We start from the raw sequence: 24,173 nt of genomic DNA, 5'->3' as shown, positions 1-24,173 counted from the left end.
CGTTACGGTTAGCCCAGTTTGACGTCCATTTTTATGGATGTCAATGTGTTTTATGGAATTTTAATGGATGGCATAGGGAAGCGGTTACGTAGCGAGCGGATGAGGTTGGGCCTAAGCCAGCCAGAATTTGCGGCGCTAGGTGGGCTGAAACACAAAACTCAGCTCAATTACGAAGCGGACGTCAGTGTGCCGGACGCGCGGTACCTGCTCGCATTGCGCGAAGTAGGTGTTGATATTTGGTATGTACTGACGGGCGAGGTAAGCTGTTCATCACTTGTCGAAGACGAAAGCGAAGTCGTTGATGGCTATCGAAAGCTGAACGAAGCGGGAAAAGCCGCAGTTCAGACCTTCATTTCTAGTTGCGTCCATACTGGATCAATGACGCTTGACGCCGACCCAAACTCGCCCGATAGACGAGTTAAACGCCTAGCCGAAAACCGGCGGGCAGCCCTTGATCAGCGTATGGCAGAAAATGTTGAGCGTGCAATGGCTGAGATCGAGCGACAACGTAGAGAGCGGGCCGCGAAGACAAAAAAAGGTTGAATCGTTGTTCGTGATTATTGGATGGCGATTGTGCGTCTTGCCTCAATGCTATATGGCACCGCTGCATATGGGCTATTGCTCGACACACTAGCCATGCGATGGCGCGCATTGGCACAGTGTGACTGCAGCGTGTACGACAGGTAAAGTAATTTAGTGTGACTAGCGATTATTGCAGCGCTGCACGAACTCAGTGTTGGTTACGCGAAGCTTAAAGCTTTGCTACGTATGTGCCGATACCGTGCTGCTATGCCGCTGATAGACGATTCATGCCTTAATACTTTCAGGCATTCTGTCTTGAGTGTACGGCACAAACCAAAGTCCTATGCTAGAAGCGCCATCTACATACACTTTCAAACGCGACATAGTACGATAAAGGATATGGGGCCATTACAGTTTACTCGCCGATTTAACTCGGCAATTAGTTAGCATTGCAATTTATGGGGCATACTTACGCCTTGAAGCGATGCTAGATGGTGAACGTGTAAGTAAAGGTCCAAAATATGTACACCGATATGAAGCAAATTGACAGTATGATCGGCGCGGCGACTGCGGCGGAGCGTGATGCTGGTGCTCGCCGGAAAAGGGTGTTAACTGAGCCGCGTACAGACTCGACCGCTGATACGCGTCTGGAGGTTCGCAACGCGATTGACGATGCGATGGAACTTACGACTCTTGCCCTTGAGACAGCACTCCAAGCGGTCACGTATTTGCACGTGGCGCGCGCGGCGCTGGCAGCAGAAGATGAAGGGCGTTTGCTGCAGACCTCTCGCGATGCGAATAAAGGCGTTGATCAATAATCAAGCTGAGTTGTGGTAATGCAAGTGGTACTGTGAATTCCTCACAGGTCGCAAGACATCGCAGGCCGGCTTGACCGCCCACAAGGTTTCGTCTTTGAGGTCGAAAGCGGTAATCGCCGGCTCGATGTGATTGAGCTGTTCAATTTTCTGCGCGCGCTCGAAGCCAATCCGCACGACTTCATCAAAAAGCTGATGTCCCACTCAGCGTCTTCGTTGCCGCGCTAAGAGCGGTTTTCTACGCCCGTGGCCGCAGCGAGCGGCGTAGACCTGTGGTGCGAGTCATGATCGGTATACTTCAGCGCATAGCCTTGCATTACTGAAAGTTGAGTGTAATGCCATCAATTGAGAGTCTAAAAATCAATGAATACAAATGAAAACATTTGGTACACGTCTTCGTGAAGAGCGACTGCGTCTTGGGCTCAGTCAGGAAGAGTTTGCTGCCGTAGGGAAAGTAGGGCGAGGGGCGCAGGCGAATTACGAGTCCGGCGAGCGATCACCCGATGCGAAGTACTTGGTCGCTGTCGCTGAGCTTGGTATCGACTTGCTTTATATAGTGACCGGGACCAGACAGGTGGAATCCGGGTACCATGAGGCGGCACCTGCTGAGACCACTAGCGCCGAAGAGCGCGAATTGATTGAGAGCTACCGAAGCTTGACTGAAGTCGGGAAGGCCGCCCTGCAGGTGTTTCTCGCGACCTGTCTGAAGTCGCCCCGGATGAGTGCGACGTCGAGGCCACGACGCGCGAAGCGTCTAGCAGAGAATCGCCGTGCGACGCTTGATCAACGTACTGCTGAGAACGTCGAACAGGCAAAATTGGAAATCGAGCGCTTGCGTTGGGAGCGGGCAGCTAAAGCAAAAGGCAAGTAGCGTTGCCAACTGTGAACGATGGGCTGGGCACGGTGGGAGGCGGTGAAATGGCGTTTGCCGACGGATATGAGTTTACGTGCCATGCTTGAGATCGAGCGGTGATGATCAGCGGCGATTTGCTCGAGTTCGGCGCGTTCGACTTAGGTGAGGCCGACATAAATGAACCGCCCCTATAGCGTGCCGTGCGGCGAGCGGCGTATGCCTGTGGTGATAGTCATGATTGGTATACTTCAATATATAGTCTTGCAGTATATAAGGTAAGTTTAATGGCATCAAATGTGCCCTTCAATAATTATTGTGGGTTCCAATGAGCAATGTAGGCACGCGATTACGAGAGGAACGTTTGCGCCTCGGGCTAAGCCAGGAGGAGTTTGCGGCGGTGGGGGGAGTATTGCGCCGCGCGCAGTCGAACTACGAATCGGACGAGCGCTCACCCGATGCCAAATATCTAAGCGCTGTGGTGGATGTGGGTGTGGATTTGCTCTACGTGTTGCGGGGAGTAAGACAGCCAAGCAGTGCATTGGCCGGAGCAGGTGCCTCGACCGAAGCTGATAGAAATGAGCAAGATCTAGTCGATAACTACCGTCAACTCAATGAAGCCGGGAAGGTCGCACTGCAAGTGTTTCTATCGACCTGTCTGAAGTTTCCCACGATGAGTGCGACGTCGACGCCACGACGCGCGAAGCGTTTAGCAAAGAATCGCCGTGCGATGTTTGGTCAGCGTACGGCTGAGAACGTCGAACGGGCGAAATTGGAAATCGAGCGCTTGCGTCGCGAGCGGGCAGCTAAAACAAAAAATAAGTAGCGTTACCTTTACGGATATAGGGTTATCGACTTCCGAATTGGTTCAGGTTCGCTTGAGAGCGGACGCGCGGCATGCGATGACTTTTGCATTTCTGCGCCCAGCTGTCGCGATACACTTGGCTCACAGCATAAAGAAAGTAAGGGCAATTTACAGTTCTGCTGCTGTCTGTCGCGTGCGCGCGCCGACGCACGCAAGCCGATGCGTGCGAAGCGCACCACGCTACCTCAGACTGGATGCGTTTTAAGCCACTCGCGCAGCGCATTGTTCATACGAGTTTGCCAGCCGTCGCCGCTCGCCCGAAACTGCTGGAGCACGTCCGCGTCGTAACGAACCGTCACAGCGATTTTGGGCTGTTCCAGTTTCGGCCGCCCACCACGTCGCTTCATTTGCGCAAATTGTTCGTCGGTGGGCACGAACGTGTCGGGGTCAGCGGCAATGCCGCGTTCGATCGCAGCTTCTTCCTGCGCAGTGTTACGAATCAACGTCGATCGCTTGTTCATAACGGTTAATCTCCCGGTTATTGGCTTTGCGTAAACTGATCACACGAAACGTGTCGCCGCGCTGCGTGAACACCACGCAGTAAAGGCGCTCATTGATTACCGCGTAACCGATCTCGCGCAACTCGCCGTAGTCGGCACGATCGTCAGCGAAACACCAGACCATTGACCAATCGATAGAGTGTGCCAACTCCATCGAAACACCGTGTTTGCACTTGTTGACTTCATTTTTCGCGGGGTCAAAGATCGCCTTCATTAAATTATTGTAGTAACAAAAACTGTTTGACGCAACAGATTTTTGTAGTTACGGATTCCAGGGGAGACGTTTGGGCGCGTGCTCTGGATGGGATGGTCGAACGCGGTATTCGCCGGCTCGATGTTGTCGAGGTACTGGACTTCCTACGAGCGCTCGAATCTGATCCGCATGACTTTATCAAAAAGTTGATATCCCGCTCAGCGCCTTCGTTGCCGCGCTAACGCTGGTTTTCTGCGCTCGTGGCTAGGGCCGGCCTTTGCGGAAATGCGATCGGTGTCGGTCGGTGGTGGGATCGCCGCGCACCTCCAGTTCAAGCGCGGTGGTAAATCCGCCTTCGCCGATGGTGTGCAGGGCCTGCTTCACCAGCCAGGGCGTTTCGTCGATTTCCGGTTTAAAGCCTGACACCGTGACGGGCATCTCGGGGAACAGTTCGGCGCGGCCGTGCGCCAGCGTGTAGCTTAACGTCGCCTGACTGCGCTGCATCCGGTTAAATTCGGCTTGCGCCGCCGCGCGTGCTTCCGCTTGCGTCGCGTACTCCTCGGGCAGCACCTTGACGTTCTTGTTGTTCTGGCCGCCGACGATCACGGACTGGCGCTTTGCGCGCCCGTTGACGTGGTAGTGCGCCCGCACGGCCGCGTAGTTCTCGCGCTCGGACACGTGGTAGCGATGGCTGTCACCACTGGCACGTGTCAGTTCAAGCACGTCGAGCGGCTTGCCGCTTACCGTGCGTCCGCTGCCGATCGGCATGAACAGCAAGTGCAGGTCTTTGACGTTCATCACCGCGTCATAGCGTTTGGCCAAGCGCGTGAGAAACGACATGTCAGATTCGTGCGTCTGGTCGATGTGCTCGATTAAGATTTTCGCGAGCGCGTCGCCGACCGCTGGGGTCAGCGCGTAGCGCGCGGCGATCGTGCGCACGATCGAGCCGATTGTCTGCCGGTGCCAGCTTTTCTCACGCCGCTCCTGCATGCCGCTGGTCATCGCCGCAGAACGTGCACGGACGGTGAGGATGTCGGGGCTGCCGCTGTGCTCGACTTCGTTCACCACGAAGCTGCCTTTGTCGATCAGCGGCTCGCCTACCCATCCGAGCGCCACCTTAATCCGCGCGCCGCGGTTAGGGATCGCCAGGTCGTTTGTTGAGTCGTCAAGCACGAGGTCGATCGTGTCGGCTTCGTCCGATCTTGACTCCGACAGACACAGCGATACGAGCCGTGGCATAAGGCGGCGCGACAGGTCACGGCCGTCCAGCAAAATCTGGTAGTCGGGTTGCGGATGAACACGCGCAATGCGCGGCGTGTGTCTGCTCGACGACGCCGTCATCAGAATCTGCCTGGTTGTCGCGTTGTCCAGCCGCGCTGCACGCGCAGTGCGTCATCGTCGACGCGCTCCAGTGTCAGCATAAATTCGATCTTGCGCGGTGTGCCGTCGGCGGCATGGTATGTCTGCGTCTCATCGAGTGCGGCGATTACGTATGCGCCGTAGACATGGCCTGCGCCGTCAACCAGCACGTAAGCGTCGCCGGTATCGGCCATGGCCGCAAGTTCGCGAATCGATGCGATGGTGCCGACCATCTCGGGCGCCACGAGCCCGTTGAGCGTGATTGTGTCCTCGCCCGCGCCGACGAATTGGCGCGCGTCACGCGCCCCGACGCGCGAGCTGGTCGGATGCTTCCACGTGCGCCGCCGCTGCAATTCGTGAAACGGCGCGCTCGATAGGCTAAAGACGAACTGGTCAAGGGACATTAGCATGATCGAATCAATCGGAAAGGCGCGAGCCGGCGCGCGCTTGCTTGGCCCGTTCGCGGCGTTCGAGCGCGGCCTCGACGGCGCGTGCGATCGCCTGCGCGTCTTGTCCCGGCTGCGCGTAGATGTTGATGGTCACGTGCGATGCCGGCTGTGACGACGCCGGCGTCTGCGCTGCCGGGGCCGTGGCGAGTGGCGGCCGGCTGTCGATTGGCACGGTGGGCGACACGAGCGGCTTGGCGAGCGCCGTGTCTACCGACAGCACGGGCGTGCCGAACGACGCGATGGCGGTGGTTGCGAGGCTAAGCGCGGCTTTTGCGACGTGTCGCTGCTGCTCTTGCATGCCAAGCGCCGCGCCTTCGCTGACAAAGCCACCGAGCGTCGCGAACACGCGGCTCGGGCTATGGATGCCGAGCTTGTCCTTAAACCAATTAACCGTGCTCGTAGCCACGCCCGCAATCGCGTCTCGCACCTTGTTCAGCCTGCCCGTGATACCGCCGACCAGCCCGTCAATCAAGCGCGCGCCGATGTCGCCGAACCAAGCGCCCATGCCGCCTAACTTCGATTTCACCCAGTCGAGCGTTGCGTCCCATTTCGACTGAATCCAATCGAAAGCCGCACCGAATGCGCCCTTGATCGTCTGCCATAGCGCCGCGAATTTCGGTCCGAGCGTATCCCAGTTTTGCCAGATCAAGAAGGCCGCGGTGGCGATCAGTGAGAGGATGGCGAGCAACGGGTGCGCGTGCGCGACGCGGCCGAGCACCATGACGGCGCGGCTGAGCAGGGCGAAGGCTCGTGACGCCACGGCAGCGCCTTGCACCAGCGCGCTGCGTAGCAAAGACGCCAGTGCGCCGAAGGCGGTGCGTAGCACCCCAGCTTGGATACCCAGCGTGGTCAGGCTGAACCGCACGACAGCCAGCGGCCCCAGTACGCCGGCTAGCACGATCGCGAACGTGCCGACGACGGCGAGCAGTGCGGCCAAGCCTGCCGCCAGCGCGACGATCACTTTTGTCGCTTCTGGGTGCGCTTGGATTGTCTTCAGTAGCTTGTCGGCAAGCTCTCGCGTCTTGTCCAGCGCAGCGTTGTACATCGGTGTGACGCGCTCGCCGATTTCGTTTTTAAGATCACGCAGCTTCGCGTAGGCGTCTAGCTCCTTGCCGCTTGTTTGCGCTTGAGCGAGCTGGTGCATGTCCTCGATGCCATACGCGCCTTGGCTAAGCTTCGCGCTTTTATGAATTTGGGCGCGCTGCAAGTACATTGTCGAGTACAGGTTAGCTGCGGTACGGTTCGTAAAAATTGAGCCGATCACGCTTAACACCTGCTTTTCTTCGATGATGCCCTTCTTTTCCAGCGCCGGCAGCAGCGTTTGCTCCAACCATTCGAAGGGCGACGCCTTAAATTGCTGCGAATTGAGCAGCGCACCGTCAGAGAACTTTTTGACTCGCCCGAGCGGATCGTACTCGACCTTGTGCTGATCGAGCAGCCCCAGCGACATCAGCTTGCGCGACGCGCGCACCGTCGTGCGCCCTTCAATCAGGTTTTGATAGCCCGACATGAGCGCTTGACCGACCGAGTCGCCGCCCATTTCTTGGATCAGCGGTTCGAGCTGGTAATAGAACGCGTCCTGGCGCATCTGTTTTGCGGCAACGCCGCCGCGCTGGATGACGTTGCGCCACTCATCGCCGCCAACGCGCCCGCCGGTGGCCGACAACACTTTCTGCACGTAGTTGGCTTCGCGCTCGAATGCCGCTTGATCCTTGGTGCCGCCGCGCAGTTCGATGACTTTGAGCATGTTCATAAACTGCGCTTCATTCGCGTGCGCATCTTCGGCTCCGAACATCGCCTCATTGGCAAACTTCATTTTTGCCAGCGTTGGCAGCGCCATCTGCGCGTGGTGCTCGTCTGCGAAGATCGACAGCGCATCGCGCATCAGCGTCATGTTTTCCGACGTGCTGACGCCCATCATCTTCATCGAGCGCACGTACTGCTCGGCGTCCTGTGTCGCCTGCTCGCCCAGGCCTAGCGCCGTGATGCGCGCGCGCTCGGTCTGGACGCTCTTCGTTTCGCCCAGGGCTTGGCGCAGCCCGCCCAGCATCGGTGCGCCCGTGGCGCGCGCGGCGTAGCCACCGATCGCCATGCCGCCAGCCGCGCTTTGCAGCGCATGCATCTTGCCACGCGCTGCGCCCAGCTGCTTCTCGCGCTCGGCGATGGCTTCAAGCTGGCGTGTCTGCGAGTGCATCGCCGCGGTCGTGGACGCGATGCTCGCACGCAACGCCCGCTCGTGCTGAGCAAGGTTGCGCGTGTGAATGCCTGTGCTGGCGAGTTCGCCGCGCAACTCGCGCACGCGTGCTGACTGTTTGGCGTGCTCGCCCGATAGCCGCGCCGCGGTCCGCTTCGCTGCTTCGAAGTCAGCGATCATCTGGCGCGACGGTGGGCCAAACGCGTGCAACGAAGCCGCCAGGCTTTTTGCACGTGCCCGCGCTTGATTGAGCTTTGACGCGGTCGCAGCTAGAGTCGTGCGCATCTGGCGAAACGACGCCACCGCCTTGTGCTGCTTGCCCAGCGCGGCAAGCTCAGCTCGCGTGTGCTTGAGCGACTGCGCGAGCCCCTGAGTGCTGTTGAGTAGGGTTTTCAGGGGCCGGGTGCAATTGTCGATCATGTCGAACATGACCCGTAGTTTGAGCGCGTTGTCCATCGTCACGGGTGTTGGCTACGTATCCGGGCGCGCTCGCGCCAGTCCATCAACTCGGCAAGGCTCAAGCCGTCCATGTCGCGCGGCGCCCAACCAAAGACTGTCGCGATGTCGGCCATCGCGTCTTCTACGCGCTCGGCGATTCCATGCTCGCTTTCAGCGCCTTGGGCATTAAAAAACCGGCGAACATCCCCCCCAGTGCCACGAGGTCGGCCGGGTCCATATTGACTACGTCCATCTCGGTCAACATCGGCGTGCTAATGCGCGGCAGCACCTTGCGCAACGCGTCCACGTCCAGATTCACGAGCGCGGTGAGCGCCGTGCCGCGCAGCGCGCCGGCCGTCGGCTTGTGCAGGGTGACCTGCGTGAGGCTTTGTTCACCGCGCCTGATCGGCGTGTCAAAGGTGTGCGTGTGCTGCGCGCTCGCGTCAAGCTCGGTGGCGCTCGCCCCGGTGTGCGTGGTGTTGATTTCGGTCATGATCGTTTCGGGTCGGTGGTAAGATCGCATGCGTGGCCCACGCGTAGCGTGGGCCGTGTGTTAGAGGCCGATCGCTTGACTCAGCCCGCTTGCAAGGTCGATACCGTTGATGCGCTCGGCCATGTTGATGAAATCCAATTCGATAAGCTCGCGCCCGTTCACGGATAGCTTGTAGTAGCTCGCGTTGGTCGTCACCTTGAACTGAGTGTCTTCCTTGGCCTTCGCGCTGCCAAAGTCGATTTCCTCGTGACGCCCCTTGACGACGATTTCGACCGAGTCGTAGTCCGTGCTGTCCTCGCGTTGATAGCCGCCCGCAAAGCGCAGCAGCACGCCGTCGTGCTGCATCGCGCCGTATTGTTCGAGCACTTCGACCATCAAGCCGCCGCATGTCCATTCGAGCTGGATCTCTTCATTGCCAAAGTCGATCTTGACCGGGCCGCTCATGCCGCTGCCTTGCCACGGCTCCATCTTGCGCTTGAGCTTGGGCAGCGTGATCTCTTCCACTTGGCCCACGAAGTTCGTGCCGTTGTGAAAGAGGTTAAAGCCTTTAAGTTTTCGGGGCATTCCCATCGTCGATCCCTCCTATTAGGCTGCCACGCGCGCGGCGAAATCGGCCAGATACCGATCGGTGATGCGCTGGCGTAGCATGAGGTTCTCCAGTGGCGGCACCGGCGTGTAGTCGTAGTCGATGTACGCCTTGCCGGCCTTAAGCACGGCGGCCGTGTTCGGCTCAGGATCAAACCAGGATGTGCCGCCCACGAGATAGCCGGCGGCGCGCTGAGCGCGGAACCAGCCGTTGATACTCTCGATCATGTCGCGCGGCAACGATGGATTGAGCGGGCCATCGACCACCGGCATCTGTGCTTGCGCAATCGAGTCTTTGACCACTTGCGCGGTGCGCGTGTAGTTTTCGAACGCGAACAGCGGATCGTCCGAACATGTGCGCGAGCCCCAGAACCGGAACCCGTTGCGGTTGATCAGCGTGGTGACCTCGTGCTCGTTCAGGTAGCCAGCGTCGGTCGCTGGGTCTTGAAGGTCCCAAAACACGTCGCAGCTGATACCGGTGACGCCATTGACGGCGACGTTAGACAGCGTCTTGTGCCAGCCAATATCGTTGTCGATCTTTGCGCGCAGTCCAACCGCATAGGCGGTGGCTGGGACCACGACCGTAGCGTTCACTGTGTCATCCCAGGCCAGAAAATCCGGCCAGATCACCATCAACTCGCGCTGGCTCAATTGCCGACGGTATGCGACCGCTTCCTGCTTTGTTTTGCATCCGTGGGCCGACACATACGCAAAGCCGCGCAGCGCCTGCGCGATCGAGCCCAAGGCAGCCGCCACCGGTGCGGTATCCAAGCCCGGTGCGGCCAATATGCGCGGCTGGATGCCGAACTTCGCTTGCGCGGCGAGCAGTGCCTTCATGCCGGTGTACTGGCCATCGTCGGTTACCGTGCCAATCACATGGCTGGTGGTTTGTGCTTCGTCGTCGCCTTCGGCCACGCGCACGACGATCGTAATGGGGTGGGTTTGCTGACTGATCGCGGTGAGCGTCTTGCGCAGCGTGCCGCACTCGCCGGCTTGACCCAGCGCTGATGCGACGTGGGTGATAAGCACCGGTGTGTCGAGCGGGAACGTCGCCTCATCGGCATCGTCGGCGGTAGCGACAACGCCGACGATCGCCGTCGATATAACGCGAATCGGGCGCGTGCCTTCGTTGATTTCAACGACGCGCACGCCGTGGTGGTAGTCCTGCGGCATGTTAAACACTCCTTCGGTGGCAGGTCATGGGGTAACGATGGTCGGCTATTCGCTGTCGGAGACATCGGGCGTGGAGGCGGTGTCCGTATCGAGCTCGGGCACTGGCTCGTCGTCGAGCGACGTGTCATCGGCGTGTTGCACGGCGGCATGTTGCACGGCGTAGCGTGACGCGCGATGTGCTTTTTGCTCGTGCACCTGCGAGAGCACGCGCTCCGATAGCACTTTGGTGACAATGGCCTGTTCATCCGGGGGCGCCGGCCATTGGACGTGGGCCGGAAAGTCGGCGGCATTCACGACGCGGACGAGTTCCATCTGGTAATGGCTCCATGCCTTGAATAGAGCCACTTGCTCGTCGGATAGCAGGCCCGCCGCATACGCATCGGCTTTACCCGCGTTGGCCGCCTGCGCCTCGCTCATGCGTCGGTCAAATTCGCGCATTGCCGCGTCGCGCTCGCGCTGCGCGACGATGCGCGGATCGATCTGCCAGCCCTCGTCTGTCCACACGTATTCGTCACCAGGGCACGGGATCGGCGTGAGTCCCGCGTCGTCGGCGGTGATGCCGGGGGCAAGGATTTCTGCCGCTGCGCCATTGACTTTGCGGAATAAGCGCTGGCCGCGAAAGTCGGGCAGTAGCACCCATGCGCCGTCGCGGAAAAATGGCCATTGATTGCGCTAGCGCTCTGGCAGTGGCACGTCGGTGCAGCAAGAGGGGATGAGCCAACGGATTGGGTTGATTGGGTCCGGGTCAGCGAGGCGGCTGCTGACGTATTGGCCGGTTTGGTGGTCGTATTGGTGTATCAGCATAAGAGATGACCGGATTAGTAGGCGCGGATCATCGCGAGCAGCGCGATGTTGCACGGGCGCGCTTCCATGCCGCCGTCGATATTAATGGTCACGATATGGGTGTGTATGCCCTCTGCGTCGAGGTGCACGGTATGGCGGTGCAGACCTGCGGGGTCGATATGCACACCGTGGCTATGCCCGCCGTTCCAGCTGGTCATGCCCCATACGTTGTCCCCATCAGTGCGTTGTGAGCCGATTAGATTATTGCCGCCATGAAATCCCCAGGGTGGGTTATACCCAGGGTGGTTTTCCCCCCACGGCGAAATGTGTTGGTGGTCGCCCACAGGGTGGGCGTGGCCGCCATGCTGGTGATGGCCTTGTTCATCGGTCAGCCCAGTATGGTGATGTTCACCGTCCCACGAGGCCCTTGCCGAGTGGGCGTGTCGGCGGTTCTGGCTGTCCTGCCACGTGCCGATGTCGCGGCCCGGATCAACGCCGCGCCCGTCATCCCAAAAGCGCAGGTGCTCACCGCGCACCTCGGGGATCCGAAACGTCGTCTCACCGTCGCCGGTGGAGAAGCACCCGGGATGATAGGGCCATTCGTCTTCGGACACGAGCGCGCCACAAGTCTGCGCGTAGGTCCACAATTGCGGATAGTCGTCCCGCTGGATCAACACGCCCGCCAGTTTCAGGCAGCCCGCCCGCACGGTGGTGCGCGCCTCGATGATGATTTGACCGATGGACGCCTCACGGATCGCGTTGGCAACAAACTGTGTCGTCGCGAGCTTGCGTGACACATCTCCGACGGCAGGTGTGGCGGCGGTCGCTATACCGGCCACTTGCAACGTGCTCGCCCCGTCGTCGGTGGCGCCTTCGCCGATCAACACGCGTCCGTCGCTGCGCGCAAGCTGCACTGTCGTGACGCTCGTGCCCGTACGATTGACCGTTAGCCAAGGGCGGATCGTGGCCCCGGTGTCGTCAAGTAGGCGCGCGTCGAACGCATTCGTGCTCGTCTTCACGTCCCAGACTTGCTGGTCTGCTGGCGCGTGCGGACAGTGAAAGGCAATGCGTCCCCCGCTGTTGGCGCCCACTATCACGCCCGCGCGCGGCGTGGGCAGGTCGGTGAGCGTGCCATAAAACGCGCCGATGCCGTTGACCAGCACGTCAGAGGCATCATCCAATAGGCGTCGCCACGTGCTCCATAAGCCGTTGTAGCGCACGCGCGTGTAATGCACACTGCTGTTAAACAGCGAATAGGTTTGGTACACGGAGCGCCCGGCCGCATACACTTGCAGCCGGCCTGGCACCGGAACAGGGTAATTTAAGGAGGTCGCCGCGTGTCCAGCCTGATACGTTTGATGATAGATGCCCGAGGTGACGAGCGTGTTCAGGTCCGCGTGCGCATCAAGCTCCCCACGCAGCGGCAGCGCATGCGTGAGCACCCAATCGCGCGGGGCATAGCGACGCGCGGCGGTGCGCGGCGTGAGCACCCGCGAGTCATCTTTGCCGGCGTTGACTTCGGCCTGAGTCGCAAGCTCGACAACCCCGCGCGCGTCAGTCGTCGCCGGCGGGTTTAAGAATGACGCCGGTCCAAACTCGAGCGTGGCCGCATCAATCGTTACGAAGCGGATATCAGTGGACAGCAGCAGTGTGGCGGCCGCGGATTTTTCCATGATCGGGCCGTGCCCGACCGGTTGACTGTAATACGCGGCGAGCGTGCCATCCTCAAGGTAGAGCCCGAACCCGTACAGCGCATACTGATCGGGCGAGTCGTCGTGCATCGTGATGTGGATCGTCGTCGCGTCGATCGGTTGCCCGCCAAACGTATCAATACGCTTAAGTTCATAGGGCAGCTGCGTCAGTGACCGGTTCGACGCATCAAACGACGCGGTGCACAAGCCAATGTGCGTGACCCGGTGCGCAGTGGTGCCCGTGTGGCCGGGCGCGATCAATGCGGCGCGAAACGCGTCGGCGACCGTAATAAGCGTGCCTGTCATGTCAAACATCCGAGAGAAAAAGACGCCGGTACAGCCCAATGCGGGTCGCTGCGACCACGGCCACGGTTCCGGCGCGCACCGTGTGCTGCGTGAACGTGTAGTGCGCGCTGCCGCGCTTGACGCGATCCACTTCGGCGATGATGTCGGCCACGTACTGCGCCGTACAGGGCAGGTCGCCGCGCTCGCCCACGGTCATGACAATCTCGAACGTGCCGGGCTTGCCCCGCGGTGTCTGCTCGAACCATTCACGCATCGCGACATGCGCGCCAAACGACGCGCACACTTGCCGCACGGCTTCGGCCGTGCCCTTTTGGCGGGCGATGCGAATCGCGCTGCGCACGCGCGCGCGTTTGACCGATTCAGGCCAATAGTCCTTTCACGTGTCGACACCCAGGTGCCACGCCAGCCACGGCAGTAACGAGAGCGGCACCGCGTCGGCGTTCATCAGCGTGCTCAGCGGCACTGCGATGTCCGACAGGCGTGCATTCGTGGTGGCAAGACGCCGCTCCAGTCGCGTCGCACTCGGTGGTAGCAGCTCACTCATTGGCCACCCCACCGTCGATGAGCTCAATGCCGGTGCAATAGGCCGCTTCATCGCGGGCCACCGCTACGCCGTCAGCGGGGGTGTCGAGCAACACTTTCTGCACGCCGGCCACGCGCATCGACGCATACAACCCATCTTTCGTGACCTCACGGCCGATGCGATGCATGTCGCGCGCGAATTGCGCGGTGCGCCGGTTCGCTTCTGCGAGGGCCACCGCGCGGTCTGGGCCACTAAAGAATTTCAGCGTCGCGCGAATCGTGTAGGGGACAATCTTGGCGCTGCGCACGATCACTTCGTCCGTTTGCGGGCGCTTTTTTTCCAATGCTTCGCGCACGACGGCCAGCAGCGCGTCGCTGGCCGTGCCGTCGCCTTCGCGCGACAAAATGGTGACGACCATCACGCACGGCGACGGGCTGTATGCGTCGGCTGACAGCACGCGGCCATCGGCCGAGCGTGCGTGGAAAACGTACGCATCAAGCGGGCCGGCGACCGAGAAGCCGCGTGGGGCCAGTTGGATACGCTCGCGGTAATCGTCGCAATCCTCATACACCGGATCGCGACCGGCTTGAGGGTCGCCGGCGGAAATGAGCAGCCGCTTGACATCGAACAGTGCCCCCAAGTGGTCTAACGTGGCACCAGTCGCGTACGCGAGCAGCAACGCGCGCGCCGCATCGTTCACGCGCTGGCGCAGTATCAGTTCACGGTACGCGCTTTCCTGCAACAGCTTGACCATCGGCTCGGACTCGAGCGCGAGCGTCGCGGCAACCTGTGCTTGTTCGTCGGGCGGGTACAGCGCAATCAGCCGCGCCTTGCGTTGCGCGAGCAGCGTCTCGTAATCGAGCGGCTCGATGACATCGGGCGCGGGCAGCTGCGACAGGTCAATCGGGGTGGTGCTCATGCGCGGCGCTCCGAACCCGAAGCGGACATCGGCACACGCACACTGAACGCTTCGCCGGTCTCGGCCGTCATGCCTTCAATATCGACCATCTGCCTGCCCGCTCGCATTTCGGCAGGCTCGCCGCTGAGCTGCACGCGCGTGAGGATTAGTCGTGGCTCCCAACGCATCAGTGCGGTGGCAATCGCCGCGTACAGCCGCGTGCGCGTCGTGCCGTTGTTGGGCGCGTCAACGTGTTCTGGTACGTCCGAGCCGAATGTGCGGCGCTGAAGACACGTGCCCAGCGGCGTGGTGATGATGCGCGCAATCGACTGGTACAGGTGGGCCAAGCCGGTGACGGTGCGTCCCGTGGTCGCGTTCATGCCTTTCATTGCGGCGCGCTCACCAGTTGCCCGTCGCCCTGATCGCGGTGCGTGTGACGTGGCAGGCTTACGCCTTGTGACGTGACGTCGCCGGTGAAGTGCGCTTGTCCATCGATGGTCATCGTCGCGCCGGATCCGCTGTCTTGGCCGCCCTGCCCCGTCATACCCGATTCGAACGTGAAGGGGCCTTGAACGAGCAGCGCGCCGGTGCAAGTGGTTTGCTCGGCGTCGAGCGTGATGCAATCGGCTTTGACGATCGCGGTGCCCGTGTGCACGGTGACGGAAGCGGGCGACACGATTTGTACACAGGCGCCGTCAGGCAACGTGGCGCTCAGTGTGTGGCTCGCATGGTCGTAGCGAACGCATGCGCCATCCGGATACACGCGCGTGTGCACGGCCGGATCACGCGACGGCGTGTCAACGCAGTCGGAAAACAGCCCGCGCAGCGCGACGCCTTGTGCAGGGTCGCCCATCGGGCACAGCAGCAGCACTTGCTCGCCCTTCGTGGGCGGCAGCCACTCGCGTGTGGTGCCGGCCGCGAGCGTTATCCACGGAATCCAATTGGTCTGCAAGCCTGCGCCTTGCGCATCGGTTGCGTCACCGACGGCCACACGGCAGGTTGGCGGGCAACTCGCGCAATTGACATCCAGCACCACACCCTTGCGGATCAGATTGACGATCAGGCGACACAGTTCATTGGCATCCATGTCGCCCATGTTGCCGGGCGCGTGAGCGCGGTGCACGCATTGGCCTGTGTCGCGGCGGCCCACACAGCCGGCGCATCGTGCAGCGGCACGTGCACCGATCAGACAATGCGGCCCCATCGGGCTTTATCGCTTGATTCGCATGAGTTCTACGTCTATCTGTTCCAACGCGCTGTCTGAGATCGTCAATCGACTGCATCCGAGCGACGCACTGCACTTTGCACGCGAATTGCCCGACCAGTCGATCGATATGGTTCTCACTGACCCGCCGTATTCGTCGGGCGGCTTGCATGCGAGCACGCGTGCACAGCCGCCGATGCGCAAGTACATCCACGGTGGCAAAAAGGCGGTCTATGAGAATTTTGAGTGTGACAACATGGACCAGCGCGCGTGGGCGTTTTGGTGCAGCATCGCGGCCGCAAGCCAATTACGGTGTCTGATACATGCGGAACCAACTATAGTTATCAGAGTTCAGCATCTCATTGTAGGTTGCCTGATCGAATTGGTTACGCGCGAAGAAGGCCTTCATTTCAGTTTTTGCGGCTTCCCATTGCTGGCTATTGAGTTTCAGTCCAGTCCATATGTGGATATGGTGGAACGCTTCCGCTATGCCGGGTCCCTTGCTGCCGTCCAGCAAGCGCATTGCGCGCTGCCATACCTGCTTTAACAGCACGTCGTTCAACCGCGATGTTTCTTCAAGCAGCCCGAGAACCACTAGATCGCGCTGTGCAGGTAGCACGCGCTGCAGGGCGGGTTCGAGCAGCGAAAGCTCATGCGCATGTTGATCGGGTGGTAGAAGCATCATTACAGCACCTGGTAGGTAGTGTAACGCGCTGCCTAATTGATGATCCGGCAGTGACAACGTCAAATGCCGTAGATGGGCGAGGTACACTGGCCTTTGTGCCTTTGGCAACATCCATACTCGATTGGCTAGTTCGCCGATTGGCGCGCCCCGATGCGACGCTGGCAGGCGTTGCATCCATTGGAACAGTGTTTCGTATAATTCAATAATTGTCGCGCTTGTAAAAGCATTACTATGAGGAGGATATTCGGGCGAGGGACGATTTGAGAATGCTCCCAGCTGTGTGGCTAATGCCGCTATCAATTCCGCTTGTCCGGATGTGTCCAATGCGGGAAGTCGGCCCAGAAAAGCCCGATATTCGCTTTCAATCTGCGGTGGGTCAAACTGCGCTTCATAAACGTAGCTGTCTAGCAGCGACGCAACCGCCCCCCAGGTACTGCCCTGTTCAGGGGAGCGTCGTTCGGCGTCTGCATATACGAACCTGTACATATTGCGTTGGTGCTGGATCGGAATCGCCCGTATGCCCTTAATCATGTCTTTTTGTACCTGCAAGCCTTGCTTCGGAATACGGCCTGCGGCTTGGAAGACCGGTATGAATACCTCGGGCTTCACTACGTACTGTTTTTTTATCCGTAGCCACAGCGCCTGAAGCAATTCAGCGCGCAGGAAGTCGGTGCCAATACGCTCAATTTCGATCAATAACTGTTGTACCGACGTGCGATTCAGTGCACTGATATGGGAAATGCGTTGGTGGCAGAGCCAGCTCAGTCGCCTTTCTTGCAGCGCTTGATAGGTCTGGCTGTTCACCGTTGACAGATTGCCGATGTCGTCAGCCGGCATGTGATCAGCCACTTGTTGAAGAATTTCGGCTGGCAAGTCGCGGTATGTCGTGCGCCGGCTGGCTGACGTGTTAGTCAAGGCACTGCTTGGCGGCTTCAATGGCGGTGGTGCTGACGCGGCGGATTGCGGGCACGTTTCCAACGCGCAGATGTAGGCCTGGTGATGGTTTAAAGCAGCATTTAGATCGAAGTCCATTCGCAAGTTCAGCAAGAGGTTAGACACACGCAGCGCAAAGCGATGCCGCGCCGTAATGTAGATGAAAGCAGGCGAATAAACATAATCATGAGCCGCACTCGCTAGATTTTAGGCGGATCACGCGTTGTCGATTAGGACCTTAGGCTAAGCCATGACGGCGCACAGCCGTTGGCGGGTCGAGCAGAAGTAACGGGTTAACCAGCTAGGGGCCATGGCATGCAGAAGCAGCCAGTTATCGACCTATATGGGCCAGCAGTCGCTCGCGAATCAGCCTTCGCTCGGCGTCGGTCAAGCCAAGTAGCCGGCGCGCCGGATAGCGATGGTACGGTCCACGTGGTGCAACCTGCTCGCGTTCGCCGAACTGGTGTACGCGGGCGATGCGCGAGGCACGGCCAACGAATCCGACGGCTAGTTCATGCTTGTTCACCTCGGTGCGCATTAGCCGCGCGGTGCGCAACTTCACAAACATCGTACGCTTAATTCGCCCGCGCTTGTTACGCAGTCGCGGGGCGCTGGTACGCGCCTTACGTGGCGCGTACGCGGTGCCATCGGGATTGCGTTGCGCAGCAATGCGCGCTTTTTGCGCCTGCCGCAGCGCCCGCGCCACGTCGTGCAGTGCAGCGCGGCGTGCGGCCGGTGATAGTCGCGCAAGCAGCGCGCCGGCCCAGTGTTCAAGTGTCGTGAGTTCGTTCACGGCTGTACGGCCCCCGGTATCACTGCCTCGGCTAGCGTCTCGTTGACATGCTCAATCACGCGTCGGCCCGATGCATCGGTGCGCACCACGACGCTCTCGGTGAGTTTAAGCTTGATCGATAGATCCGCCGTTTCGTGATTCAGTAGATCCACCTCGAACGTGATGCCGTCCTCGCGTGCCTCGGCATGGGTGACCAAATCGGGCTGGTTCGCACGTACCCATTCAATGATGGCTACCATCACCGCATCGGCGTCGCCTGCATAGTCCAGGAGCAGCACATTCAGTACATACCGATACTCAAACGATAGCGAGTGCGTACCGGTGGCCACTAGCGTGCCGTGGTCAATGAATACGCTCAACGCGTCGGGTGCCGATTGCAAGGGCGGAAGGGCGGCCACGAGCGCAGCGCGCAAGCTCGCTGGCTTATTCATCGCGATGGGCAACCTGACACTTGACGATCATGTCAACCTGCGCAGCACAGGCGGCCCACGCGGCGCGGGCCGCGCTCAGCGACTCAGCCAATTCACCGTTCGTGCGCGGCGCCATTGACGGCATCGTGCACGGTGACACGCGTGCGCATTCGTTCAGTGTAATCTTTGGCGCCGGTAATGGCGGGGCAGGCGTGCAGGCGCACAACATCGTCAGGCAGAGCAGTAGCGGCCCAGGAGCGAACGGCCTGGTTGTCATCGATCAATCTCCGAAAGGCCTTTTGGTAGGCTGCGAGCGTCGTGTTGATCGCCGCGCGCGTGCGTTCGAGTTGCGCACGCTGCGCGTCTTTCTCGCGTGCATCGCGCAACAGTCGCTCGATAATCGCGTCACGCTCGAGGCTCATTTGGATGGCATGCTGTTCAGCGGTGCGCGCCCCATCCAGTTGCACGTGCAATGTACGGATGACGTGCCACTCGGTAACCATCGCCAGCAGCGCGGCGGCGGCCAGCGTCCATCGAAAAGGCGCCCATCTCATGCGGTCTCCTTCATGCGGCGAGTTCGGTGGCCCGCGCGTACTTGCGATAGGCTTGCGCAAGCTTGGTGTCATACAGATTGCGGCTATAACCGGGGCCGTTGTAGAGCCGCGCAAACTGCACCCATCGACGGCCACGCAACGCAGCGAGCAGCCGTCGGTCTGCCGCTACGAAGCGCACGAACGCGTCCAGCTGCTCGGCCTCGTTTGCCTGCATGCGATCGACGAAATCGTCGACGCTCGCGTAGCCGAGCCGCGCCCAATGCTGGCCCAGTATCTGAAACGCGCCCCAGCTGGCCGACTCATGTGCAGCGACTGACTCGATTTGAGCGGCGATCGCCAGCCGCGTGTACTCCGCCGCGCCACCGTGGTAGCCGCCGCGCACCGGGGCGACGATGTTTGGGTGTTTCGCCGTGAGCGGTGCCGGATCCAGCTGGCGCGCCTTCAGTCGCTGCCAAAACACGTGCCGCTCGAACAGAATCGTGGGTCTGCCGTCGGGCAAAAAACCGGCGCCGCGCGATTCGACTTCGTTGACTGCGCGAATGCAAGCCATGGACACGCCGAGCGTGTGGACTGCGCGCTGCAGATCCGCGTCAGTCAGGTGCTTTGAGTCTCGCTCGCCGCGCGCCAGTGCGTTCAGGGTCTTCGGTCCGGCGATGCCATCGACGACAAGGCCGGTGTGAATCTGCAAGGCCGTGACGGCCGCCTCAGTTGCGGCGTCGTACACATGCGTGAGTTGCGGCCCGTAGCCGGCGCGGATCAGCCGCCGCTGTAGCAGTGCGACGTCTTGCCCTTGATCGCCCAGACGCAGAATCTTCATCGCGTCTGTGCCTGCTGGTCCAGTAACCGTGCCACGTTTCCCCGTACTGCCCACGCGAACCCAGCAATGAAGACTGCCATCGCGGCATCGAATAGATCAATGGGCCTGTTGTGAAGCGCTAGATCGATGGCGGTACCGCCCAACGTAGCCATGAATATCCACGCGAGCCATGACATGCACTTGCGGTACCGCGCACCTTGCCGACGGTAAGCGAGTAACCGCAGTAGTGTGCATAGATAGGCGGCGAGCGCGATGAAAGTCAGCGATGTCTGCATGTCACCGGTTCCTTTTGAGAAACACAAAGATATCGGCCGACTTGACTCGCTCGATCAATTGCAGCGTCACGACGATGACCAGTGCCGCAGCGAAGAACGCGGCCACGCCGCTCGATCGTATCGGTGTGGCATGCACAATTTCCGGTGCGGCGAGATACCCCATCACCAGCGAGATCAGTAGATACGCGGTGCGCTTCAATAACCCCATATCCTTCGAGGAAACGACCACGAGGGCCGCGCCGGTGAAGGCACCAATCAGTGCATTACCGTCGACGCCAGGCACAACGCTGACGATGCCGATCACAACGGATAACGCCGCTGCGGTAGTGGTGTTAGGTTCGGCCATATCGGACAGGTCCTCTGTCAATCAAACAGTTGCACAAGTGGCGCGGTGCTCGCGATTGCGCTTGCGTCGGGCAGCTCGACGACAGTGCCGATTGGCAATATCACGCCCAGCTCCGCCAATCCTGGATTGGCCTGCAGCGCGGCTTCGACGGTGCCATCGGTGCGTCCGTAATGGCGCCAGCACAGCGCGTCAAGCGTATCGCCTTGGCGTGAAATGACTTTCATTAGATCAACTCGATCGTTGACAGTGGGATGCCGCGAATCGCGTTGATCGCCCACCGCACGTTACGCCGCGCTTCGCTGATCGCGTCTGTGACATCTTCAGTGCGACTGGCGCCGGCCTTGGTTGTGTCGTAGCCGCGATACTGCTCCAACACGTCGGCTCGCACGCGGTGGTAAATCGCGCGGCGATAGCGCACGACGTGCACGCTGACACCATCGACGTGCGGTGCTGGCACACTGGCTAGATCGGCGTGGCCGGCCGCGACCTGGGCGGCCTGCCACGTTGCCAATTCGTCATTGACGCTGGCGAGCGCGTCCAGTGTGGCTAGGCGCAACCGTTCGTCCGTGATCGTGCCATCGAGCCGCATCGCATCGCGCAGGCCGGCGAGATCAATATCAGGAAACCACCCGTCGTTGGCGACGGTGCCTGGTGTAGCGGGCGGGCGCGCTACCGCGCGACCGGGCGTATCGGGGATGGCAAAAAAGCCGCTCATGGTTTCGAGGTCGGTAGATGGCGGTGGACCGACGTTCGCCTCGCGTTGCCGTCAGGTGTGGCGAAGGAACGCCGGTGCCGCCATGGCCGTAGGGGCTCGTTACAAACGCGCGGCTAAGCCGTGCGCGGCGCTCAACATCGAGTCGAGTCGAGCGATGCTCTGTTTTACGCCGGATCGCGCATCGAGCCGCAATGCCTCGCGCAGGCTCGCTAAGGCCGCCTGCGCTCGCGCTCGATCGCTGGCGTCATCCAGGCTGTCGCAACCGATGGCTCGCATGTCCAGCAGCCCCAACGCTTTGTGCAGCTTCGCGCGGATCGGATCGTGCATGTCGCACGACTGCGTGAGCGCATGCACCTCAGCCAGCTGCGTGGCGTCGAACGGGCCACCATCGCGTAGTGCGGCCAGTGCCGCGTCTGCAAACTCTTCGGCGATGGCGGCCGCCGTCGAGCGCTCATACTGGTCGGGTAGCGTCAGGCCATGCCGCAGCGCGTACCGCGCGATGTCCAGTGCGCCGGCATAATCGCCGGCGTCGATGCGCCAAATCATGACAGTCATCAGCACATCGTCCTGCGCACCGCGTCCGCCTGCAAGGGCACCGTCCACATAGGCGGCATAGTCAGGCAGCACCTCGCGCTTCACGTCGATTTTGCGGGCCACGGACTGGATCGCCTTCAAGCGTCGCTTGTCACTGGCGAGTTTGGCCAGCATCAACTCATAGTGACTTGCCCCGATGAGCGATTCGCCCGACTGCGCCAGCGTGGCCGTCTTGGCAGCCCGCACGCGCTCAATGTGACGTTTGGCCAGACTGATCACGGCGTATCCTTCGCGCGAGCCCGGCTCGTGTCGTCGCTCGCATCGTGCTTGGCGGCAATCTCGATGTTTTCCACGAGACAGCCCGAGCCAAAGTCCTCGACCACATAGGCATCGTTCGACGACTCGTAGTTCTCGATGCGGTCGCGCTTCGGATTGTCGGTGACTGCACGGCGCCGCGCGCCTTCCTGCCAGTAGATCGACAAGTGGTCCAGCCGCTGAATCAGGAACGCGTTGGCGGGAAAGTACGGCACCGACACGGCTGGCAGCCCACCGATGCGCTTTTGGCCCACGATCATGTCGGCGGCCATTTGCTCGCTGGGCACGTTTTGCGTGTTCAGAATCGGGAAATACTTGTCGTGTAGCAGGCCTCGACCGCAGATGACCACCAGCGCCGTGTCGTCCTGATACCACGGTTCGACCAGATTGGATAGCGCATCGTAGACGGCCGCGTCGAGCGTGGCAAAATCCGCGCCCGCGCCACCAATGGCGATCTTGCCCGATGTCTTGCCTTCGCTGAGCACGCGCTCTGGGGACTGTTCGCGGTACTTTTGCAACCAGCCCTTGTTGACGTCTTGCAAGAGCGGGTGTTGCTGACGATCGGAGCTCGCCGCGCGGCTCGTACCATTGAAGCCGATGCAAATACGATCGAGCGCTTGGCGCTTGACGATCGCATCGCGCACGCGAATTTGAAAGTCGTCAAACTTGGCCCACGCGTCCAGCTTCGCATAGGTCAGGTGCGTATCGAAGTCGGTCTTTGTGCAAAAGTACCCACTCGGATCTAGGTCCGTGGCATCGACCGTCGTGCGGTCTTTGACCGACGTGTCGGTCGTACTGGCGATTGGTGAACCCACTCCCAGGCCCAGTTTTTGGCCTTGCTGCTCGACCACGCCAATTACGTTGATGCGTTGCAGGAATTCGCTTGATTCGGTCAGCCGATTTTCGAGCGTCTGCTGCACGCTGGGCTCGACCGTGAACTTCTCGGCTGCGTTTGGCACGCCATTGAGTTCGGCAAGCTGGGCGGTGAACGCGTTGAACTTTTGCCGAGTGGTGTTGCGCATGGAGTCGGTCTCCGGAAAACGTAAAAGAGGAGCGGGTTAGCAATCGGTGGCGATTGGGCCACGCTGACCCAGTGCCACTGGGCGCGGCGCGCTGCTTTGCTTGGACAGTGCCGTGGTCAGGTCAGCCAGGGCGTGTGCGGTCGCCGCATGCGCATCGCGCTCGGCGGCCAAGTCGGCGCTCAACTGATCGAGGCGCGTGGCCAAGTGCTCGACGCGGGTATGTTGGTCGCCGCTGTGTTGGGCGATCGCCTCGATCGCACACGCGAGGTCGGTCAAGCGTACGTCGTCGCTTTGCTCCTTCTTTTTGACCAGTCCCAAAATGTCGGCGATTTTTGAGAAAACAGACTCATTGCGCTCCTGTGATAGGGCGGTCGGCTCAAATTCCATGGCAGTTTCAATCGCTTCGGAAAACACGTTCTGTGGCGATTGCTTACGCGGCGCAAGCGGGTTCGCTTGCGCGCTGGCGGCGAACGTGAGCATCTCGGTACCCAGACTCGCTGGACTGTCGGTCACCGCCAGGCCCACTAGATACGCTTGCTTGGTGTCGGCAAACGACGGGTCCACCTCGCATGACGTATAAATCTTTTGCTTGGCGCGCGTAAGCTCGACCAGATTAGGCGTCGGTTCAATCTGCGCATACAGCCCCACCTTGCCGGCAAACTCGCCGGTCTCATCGCGCGCTTCAAGTGCGAGCACGTCACCATACGCGTTAAAGGGGCCATCGGGCAGCACGCCACGGATGTGTTCGAGATTCACGCGTGCACCGTACAACGTACGGCTGTAGTTCTTCGCCATCTGCGCAATCCACTCGCGCGAGATGGTGCGCCCATCGGTAGTCGCGCCTTCGACGGCGATGCGAAACCACTTCGACTTGCTGGTAGGGTGTTCCAAGGTTGGCATGGGAGGCGTAACGGACGGTAGGTAGCGTGGAGG

General features: G+C 60.6%; 30 protein-coding genes and 4 pseudogenes. 5 read left to right on the top strand and 29 right to left on the bottom strand.

Annotated features, from left to right (window positions below):
* Positions 1-33 precede the first annotated feature (33 nt).
* Together RA167_RS12145 and RA167_RS12140 are read left to right on the top strand one after the other, a co-directional pair.
* The gene (locus RA167_RS12145; protein WP_338876942.1) at positions 34-543 is read left to right on the top strand and encodes a helix-turn-helix domain-containing protein; all 510 of its coding nucleotides are present in this window, start codon (positions 34-36) and stop codon (positions 541-543) included.
* A gap of 512 nt (positions 544-1,055) precedes the next feature.
* Complete coding sequence (locus tag RA167_RS12140; protein ID WP_139337020.1) at positions 1,056-1,340, top strand: hypothetical protein; 285 nt, start codon at positions 1,056-1,058, stop codon at positions 1,338-1,340.
* On the opposite strand, the gene RA167_RS12135 is transcribed toward RA167_RS12140, so the two are convergent.
* Positions 1,341-1,541, bottom strand: a complete 201-nt coding sequence (locus RA167_RS12135; protein WP_175972417.1) for a hypothetical protein — start codon at positions 1,539-1,541, stop codon at positions 1,341-1,343.
* 169 nt (positions 1,542-1,710) lie between these two features.
* Here RA167_RS12135 and RA167_RS12130 point away from each other — a divergent pair, with 169 nt between their 5' ends.
* Both RA167_RS12130 and RA167_RS12125 read left to right on the top strand, forming a co-directional pair.
* On the top strand, positions 1,711-2,208 hold the full coding sequence (locus RA167_RS12130) for a helix-turn-helix domain-containing protein (protein ID WP_076785742.1): 498 nt from the start codon (positions 1,711-1,713) through the stop codon (positions 2,206-2,208).
* A gap of 307 nt (positions 2,209-2,515) precedes the next feature.
* Positions 2,516-3,013 carry a helix-turn-helix domain-containing protein gene (locus RA167_RS12125; protein WP_076785741.1) on the top strand — a complete coding sequence of 166 codons (498 nt, stop codon included), beginning with the start codon at positions 2,516-2,518 and terminating at the stop codon, positions 3,011-3,013.
* Between the two features lie 224 nt (positions 3,014-3,237).
* On the opposite strand, the gene RA167_RS12120 is transcribed toward RA167_RS12125, so the two are convergent.
* The 15 genes and pseudogenes from RA167_RS12120 to RA167_RS12050 all read right to left on the bottom strand — a co-directional run bounded on the left by RA167_RS12120 (position 3,238) and on the right by RA167_RS12050 (position 15,724).
* The gene (locus tag RA167_RS12120; protein ID WP_076785740.1) at positions 3,238-3,513 is read right to left on the bottom strand and encodes a BrnA antitoxin family protein; all 276 of its coding nucleotides are present in this window, start codon (positions 3,511-3,513) and stop codon (positions 3,238-3,240) included.
* Entirely contained in the window at positions 3,485-3,766 is a 282-nt protein-coding gene (locus tag RA167_RS12115; protein WP_076785739.1) for a BrnT family toxin, read from the bottom strand. Before RA167_RS12115 ends, RA167_RS12120 begins: the two co-directional genes overlap by 29 nt.
* A 243-nt stretch (positions 3,767-4,009) precedes the next feature.
* Positions 4,010-5,086: a phage late control D family protein gene (locus RA167_RS12110; RefSeq protein WP_076785738.1), complete on the bottom strand. Its 1,077-nt coding sequence runs from the start codon at positions 5,084-5,086 to the stop codon at positions 4,010-4,012.
* Positions 5,086-5,514: a phage tail protein gene (locus RA167_RS12105; RefSeq protein WP_076785737.1), complete on the bottom strand. Its 429-nt coding sequence runs from the start codon at positions 5,512-5,514 to the stop codon at positions 5,086-5,088. Before RA167_RS12105 ends, RA167_RS12110 begins: the two co-directional genes overlap by 1 nt.
* A gap of 7 nt (positions 5,515-5,521) precedes the next feature.
* Positions 5,522-8,203, bottom strand: a complete 2,682-nt coding sequence (locus tag RA167_RS12100; protein ID WP_076785736.1) for a phage tail tape measure protein — start codon at positions 8,201-8,203, stop codon at positions 5,522-5,524.
* 2 nt (positions 8,204-8,205) lie between these two features.
* On the bottom strand, positions 8,206-8,319 hold the full coding sequence (locus tag RA167_RS12095; protein WP_076785735.1) for a GpE family phage tail protein: 114 nt from the start codon (positions 8,317-8,319) through the stop codon (positions 8,206-8,208).
* An 8-nt stretch (positions 8,320-8,327) separates the two neighbouring features.
* Complete coding sequence (locus tag RA167_RS12090) at positions 8,328-8,678, bottom strand: phage tail assembly protein (protein WP_076785734.1); 351 nt, start codon at positions 8,676-8,678, stop codon at positions 8,328-8,330.
* Between the two features lie 60 nt (positions 8,679-8,738).
* Positions 8,739-9,248 carry a phage major tail tube protein gene (locus RA167_RS12085; RefSeq protein ID WP_076785733.1) on the bottom strand — a complete coding sequence of 170 codons (510 nt, stop codon included), beginning with the start codon at positions 9,246-9,248 and terminating at the stop codon, positions 8,739-8,741.
* 15 nt (positions 9,249-9,263) lie between these two features.
* Positions 9,264-10,436, bottom strand: coding sequence for a phage tail sheath protein (locus tag RA167_RS12080; protein WP_076785732.1), 1,173 nt, complete (start codon positions 10,434-10,436; stop codon positions 9,264-9,266).
* Between the two features lie 45 nt (positions 10,437-10,481).
* Positions 10,482-11,240: pseudogene (locus RA167_RS12075) on the bottom strand (tail fiber assembly protein).
* A gap of 14 nt (positions 11,241-11,254) precedes the next feature.
* A complete protein-coding gene (locus RA167_RS12070; RefSeq protein WP_076785731.1) occupies positions 11,255-13,216 on the bottom strand; it encodes a hypothetical protein in 1,962 nt (653 codons plus the stop codon).
* Position 13,217: 1 nt separating this feature from the next.
* Positions 13,218-13,760 (bottom strand): annotated as a pseudogene (locus RA167_RS12065) (phage tail protein I).
* Positions 13,753-14,658 (bottom strand): baseplate J/gp47 family protein, encoded by a 906-nt coding sequence (locus tag RA167_RS12060; protein ID WP_076785730.1) that lies wholly within the window; start codon positions 14,656-14,658, stop codon positions 13,753-13,755. The pseudogene RA167_RS12065 and the gene RA167_RS12060 overlap by 8 nt, the downstream one beginning before the upstream one ends.
* On the bottom strand, positions 14,655-15,026 hold the full coding sequence (locus RA167_RS12055; RefSeq protein WP_076785729.1) for a GPW/gp25 family protein: 372 nt from the start codon (positions 15,024-15,026) through the stop codon (positions 14,655-14,657). Before RA167_RS12055 ends, RA167_RS12060 begins: the two co-directional genes overlap by 4 nt.
* Positions 15,023-15,724 carry a phage baseplate assembly protein V gene (locus RA167_RS12050; RefSeq protein ID WP_076787516.1) on the bottom strand — a complete coding sequence of 234 codons (702 nt, stop codon included), beginning with the start codon at positions 15,722-15,724 and terminating at the stop codon, positions 15,023-15,025. Before RA167_RS12050 ends, RA167_RS12055 begins: the two co-directional genes overlap by 4 nt.
* Positions 15,725-15,863: 139 nt before the next feature.
* On the opposite strand from RA167_RS12050, the pseudogene RA167_RS12045 reads away from it, so the two are divergent.
* Positions 15,864-16,127, top strand: a pseudogene (locus RA167_RS12045) (site-specific DNA-methyltransferase); the annotation flags it as partial.
* Positions 16,128-16,148: 21 nt separating this feature from the next.
* Here RA167_RS12045 and RA167_RS12040 read toward each other — a convergent pair.
* From RA167_RS12040 to RA167_RS11980, 13 genes and pseudogenes are all read right to left on the bottom strand, one after another.
* Positions 16,149-17,399 carry an F-box domain-containing protein gene (locus RA167_RS12040; protein WP_235091393.1) on the bottom strand — a complete coding sequence of 417 codons (1,251 nt, stop codon included), beginning with the start codon at positions 17,397-17,399 and terminating at the stop codon, positions 16,149-16,151.
* A gap of 391 nt (positions 17,400-17,790) precedes the next feature.
* Positions 17,791-18,252 (bottom strand): phage virion morphogenesis protein, encoded by a 462-nt coding sequence (locus tag RA167_RS12035; protein ID WP_076785726.1) that lies wholly within the window; start codon positions 18,250-18,252, stop codon positions 17,791-17,793.
* Positions 18,249-18,683, bottom strand: coding sequence for a phage tail protein (locus RA167_RS12030; protein WP_076785725.1), 435 nt, complete (start codon positions 18,681-18,683; stop codon positions 18,249-18,251). Before RA167_RS12030 ends, RA167_RS12035 begins: the two co-directional genes overlap by 4 nt.
* A complete protein-coding gene (gene lysC, locus RA167_RS12025) occupies positions 18,676-18,939 on the bottom strand; it encodes an Rz1-like lysis system protein LysC (RefSeq protein WP_217697089.1) in 264 nt (87 codons plus the stop codon). The genes RA167_RS12030 and lysC overlap by 8 nt, the downstream gene beginning before the upstream one ends.
* Positions 18,863-19,165: pseudogene (locus tag RA167_RS12020) on the bottom strand (LysB family phage lysis regulatory protein); the annotation flags it as partial. The gene lysC and the pseudogene RA167_RS12020, both read right to left, overlap by 77 nt.
* A gap of 61 nt (positions 19,166-19,226) precedes the next feature.
* Positions 19,227-20,033 carry an N-acetylmuramidase domain-containing protein gene (locus RA167_RS12015; RefSeq protein ID WP_076785722.1) on the bottom strand — a complete coding sequence of 269 codons (807 nt, stop codon included), beginning with the start codon at positions 20,031-20,033 and terminating at the stop codon, positions 19,227-19,229.
* Complete coding sequence (locus tag RA167_RS12010; RefSeq protein ID WP_076785721.1) at positions 20,030-20,308, bottom strand: phage holin family protein; 279 nt, start codon at positions 20,306-20,308, stop codon at positions 20,030-20,032. The genes RA167_RS12015 and RA167_RS12010 overlap by 4 nt, the downstream gene beginning before the upstream one ends.
* A gap of 1 nt (position 20,309) precedes the next feature.
* Entirely contained in the window at positions 20,310-20,654 is a 345-nt protein-coding gene (locus tag RA167_RS12005) for a putative holin (RefSeq protein ID WP_076785720.1), read from the bottom strand.
* 17 nt (positions 20,655-20,671) lie between these two features.
* The gene (locus RA167_RS12000) at positions 20,672-20,878 is read right to left on the bottom strand and encodes a tail protein X (protein ID WP_076785719.1); all 207 of its coding nucleotides are present in this window, start codon (positions 20,876-20,878) and stop codon (positions 20,672-20,674) included.
* Positions 20,878-21,369 carry a head completion/stabilization protein gene (locus RA167_RS11995; RefSeq protein ID WP_076785718.1) on the bottom strand — a complete coding sequence of 164 codons (492 nt, stop codon included), beginning with the start codon at positions 21,367-21,369 and terminating at the stop codon, positions 20,878-20,880. The genes RA167_RS12000 and RA167_RS11995 overlap by 1 nt, the downstream gene beginning before the upstream one ends.
* 99 nt (positions 21,370-21,468) lie before the next feature.
* Positions 21,469-22,182: a phage terminase small subunit gene (gene gpM / locus RA167_RS11990; protein ID WP_076785717.1), complete on the bottom strand. Its 714-nt coding sequence runs from the start codon at positions 22,180-22,182 to the stop codon at positions 21,469-21,471.
* Positions 22,179-23,240: a phage major capsid protein, P2 family gene (locus RA167_RS11985; protein ID WP_076785716.1), complete on the bottom strand. Its 1,062-nt coding sequence runs from the start codon at positions 23,238-23,240 to the stop codon at positions 22,179-22,181. Before RA167_RS11985 ends, gpM begins: the two co-directional genes overlap by 4 nt.
* 36 nt (positions 23,241-23,276) lie before the next feature.
* Positions 23,277-24,140 carry a GPO family capsid scaffolding protein gene (locus RA167_RS11980; protein ID WP_076785715.1) on the bottom strand — a complete coding sequence of 288 codons (864 nt, stop codon included), beginning with the start codon at positions 24,138-24,140 and terminating at the stop codon, positions 23,277-23,279.
* Between the last annotated feature and the right edge of the window lie 33 nt (positions 24,141-24,173).

The organism is Mycetohabitans endofungorum, assembly GCF_037477895.1.
Lineage (GTDB): Bacteria > Pseudomonadota > Gammaproteobacteria > Burkholderiales > Burkholderiaceae > Mycetohabitans.
The sequence above is the reverse complement of the archived record's forward strand: the minus strand, read 5'-3'. Positions and strand labels throughout refer to the sequence as shown.

What these genes read in the sequence shown, in the direction of transcription:
- RA167_RS12060 (WP_076785730.1), bottom strand. Translation starts at nt 14,658, where the DNA reads ATGAGCACCACCCCGATTGACCTGTCGCAGCTGCCCGCGCCCGATGTC.
- RA167_RS12120 (WP_076785740.1), bottom strand. Translation starts at nt 3,513, where the DNA reads ATGAACAAGCGATCGACGTTGATTCGTAACACTGCGCAGGAAGAAGCT.
- RA167_RS12055 (WP_076785729.1), bottom strand. Translation starts at nt 15,026, where the DNA reads ATGAAAGGCATGAACGCGACCACGGGACGCACCGTCACCGGCTTGGCC.
- RA167_RS12110 (WP_076785738.1), bottom strand. Translation starts at nt 5,086, where the DNA reads ATGACGGCGTCGTCGAGCAGACACACGCCGCGCATTGCGCGTGTTCAT.
- RA167_RS12090 (WP_076785734.1), bottom strand. Translation starts at nt 8,678, where the DNA reads ATGACCGAAATCAACACCACGCACACCGGGGCGAGCGCCACCGAGCTT.
- RA167_RS12125 (WP_076785741.1), top strand. Translation starts at nt 2,516, where the DNA reads ATGAGCAATGTAGGCACGCGATTACGAGAGGAACGTTTGCGCCTCGGG.
- RA167_RS12015 (WP_076785722.1), bottom strand. Translation starts at nt 20,033, where the DNA reads ATGAAGATTCTGCGTCTGGGCGATCAAGGGCAAGACGTCGCACTGCTA.
- RA167_RS12105 (WP_076785737.1), bottom strand. Translation starts at nt 5,514, where the DNA reads ATGCTAATGTCCCTTGACCAGTTCGTCTTTAGCCTATCGAGCGCGCCG.
- RA167_RS12070 (WP_076785731.1), bottom strand. Translation starts at nt 13,216, where the DNA reads ATGACAGGCACGCTTATTACGGTCGCCGACGCGTTTCGCGCCGCATTG.
- lysC (WP_217697089.1), bottom strand. Translation starts at nt 18,939, where the DNA reads ATGACAACCAGGCCGTTCGCTCCTGGGCCGCTACTGCTCTGCCTGACG.
- RA167_RS11995 (WP_076785718.1), bottom strand. Translation starts at nt 21,369, where the DNA reads ATGAGCGGCTTTTTTGCCATCCCCGATACGCCCGGTCGCGCGGTAGCG.
- RA167_RS12100 (WP_076785736.1), bottom strand. Translation starts at nt 8,203, where the DNA reads ATGGACAACGCGCTCAAACTACGGGTCATGTTCGACATGATCGACAAT.
- RA167_RS11985 (WP_076785716.1), bottom strand. Translation starts at nt 23,240, where the DNA reads ATGCGCAACACCACTCGGCAAAAGTTCAACGCGTTCACCGCCCAGCTT.
- RA167_RS12130 (WP_076785742.1), top strand. Translation starts at nt 1,711, where the DNA reads ATGAAAACATTTGGTACACGTCTTCGTGAAGAGCGACTGCGTCTTGGG.
- RA167_RS12000 (WP_076785719.1), bottom strand. Translation starts at nt 20,878, where the DNA reads ATGAAAGTCATTTCACGCCAAGGCGATACGCTTGACGCGCTGTGCTGG.
- RA167_RS12050 (WP_076787516.1), bottom strand. Translation starts at nt 15,724, where the DNA reads ATGGATGCCAATGAACTGTGTCGCCTGATCGTCAATCTGATCCGCAAG.
- RA167_RS12140 (WP_139337020.1), top strand. Translation starts at nt 1,056, where the DNA reads ATGAAGCAAATTGACAGTATGATCGGCGCGGCGACTGCGGCGGAGCGT.
- RA167_RS12145 (WP_338876942.1), top strand. Translation starts at nt 34, where the DNA reads ATGGATGTCAATGTGTTTTATGGAATTTTAATGGATGGCATAGGGAAG.
- RA167_RS12005 (WP_076785720.1), bottom strand. Translation starts at nt 20,654, where the DNA reads ATGGCCGAACCTAACACCACTACCGCAGCGGCGTTATCCGTTGTGATC.
- RA167_RS11980 (WP_076785715.1), bottom strand. Translation starts at nt 24,140, where the DNA reads ATGCCAACCTTGGAACACCCTACCAGCAAGTCGAAGTGGTTTCGCATC.
- RA167_RS12085 (WP_076785733.1), bottom strand. Translation starts at nt 9,248, where the DNA reads ATGGGAATGCCCCGAAAACTTAAAGGCTTTAACCTCTTTCACAACGGC.
- RA167_RS12080 (WP_076785732.1), bottom strand. Translation starts at nt 10,436, where the DNA reads ATGCCGCAGGACTACCACCACGGCGTGCGCGTCGTTGAAATCAACGAA.
- RA167_RS12010 (WP_076785721.1), bottom strand. Translation starts at nt 20,308, where the DNA reads ATGCAGACATCGCTGACTTTCATCGCGCTCGCCGCCTATCTATGCACA.
- RA167_RS12030 (WP_076785725.1), bottom strand. Translation starts at nt 18,683, where the DNA reads ATGAATAAGCCAGCGAGCTTGCGCGCTGCGCTCGTGGCCGCCCTTCCG.
- RA167_RS12095 (WP_076785735.1), bottom strand. Translation starts at nt 8,319, where the DNA reads ATGGCCGACATCGCGACAGTCTTTGGTTGGGCGCCGCGCGACATGGAC.
- RA167_RS12115 (WP_076785739.1), bottom strand. Translation starts at nt 3,766, where the DNA reads ATGAAGGCGATCTTTGACCCCGCGAAAAATGAAGTCAACAAGTGCAAA.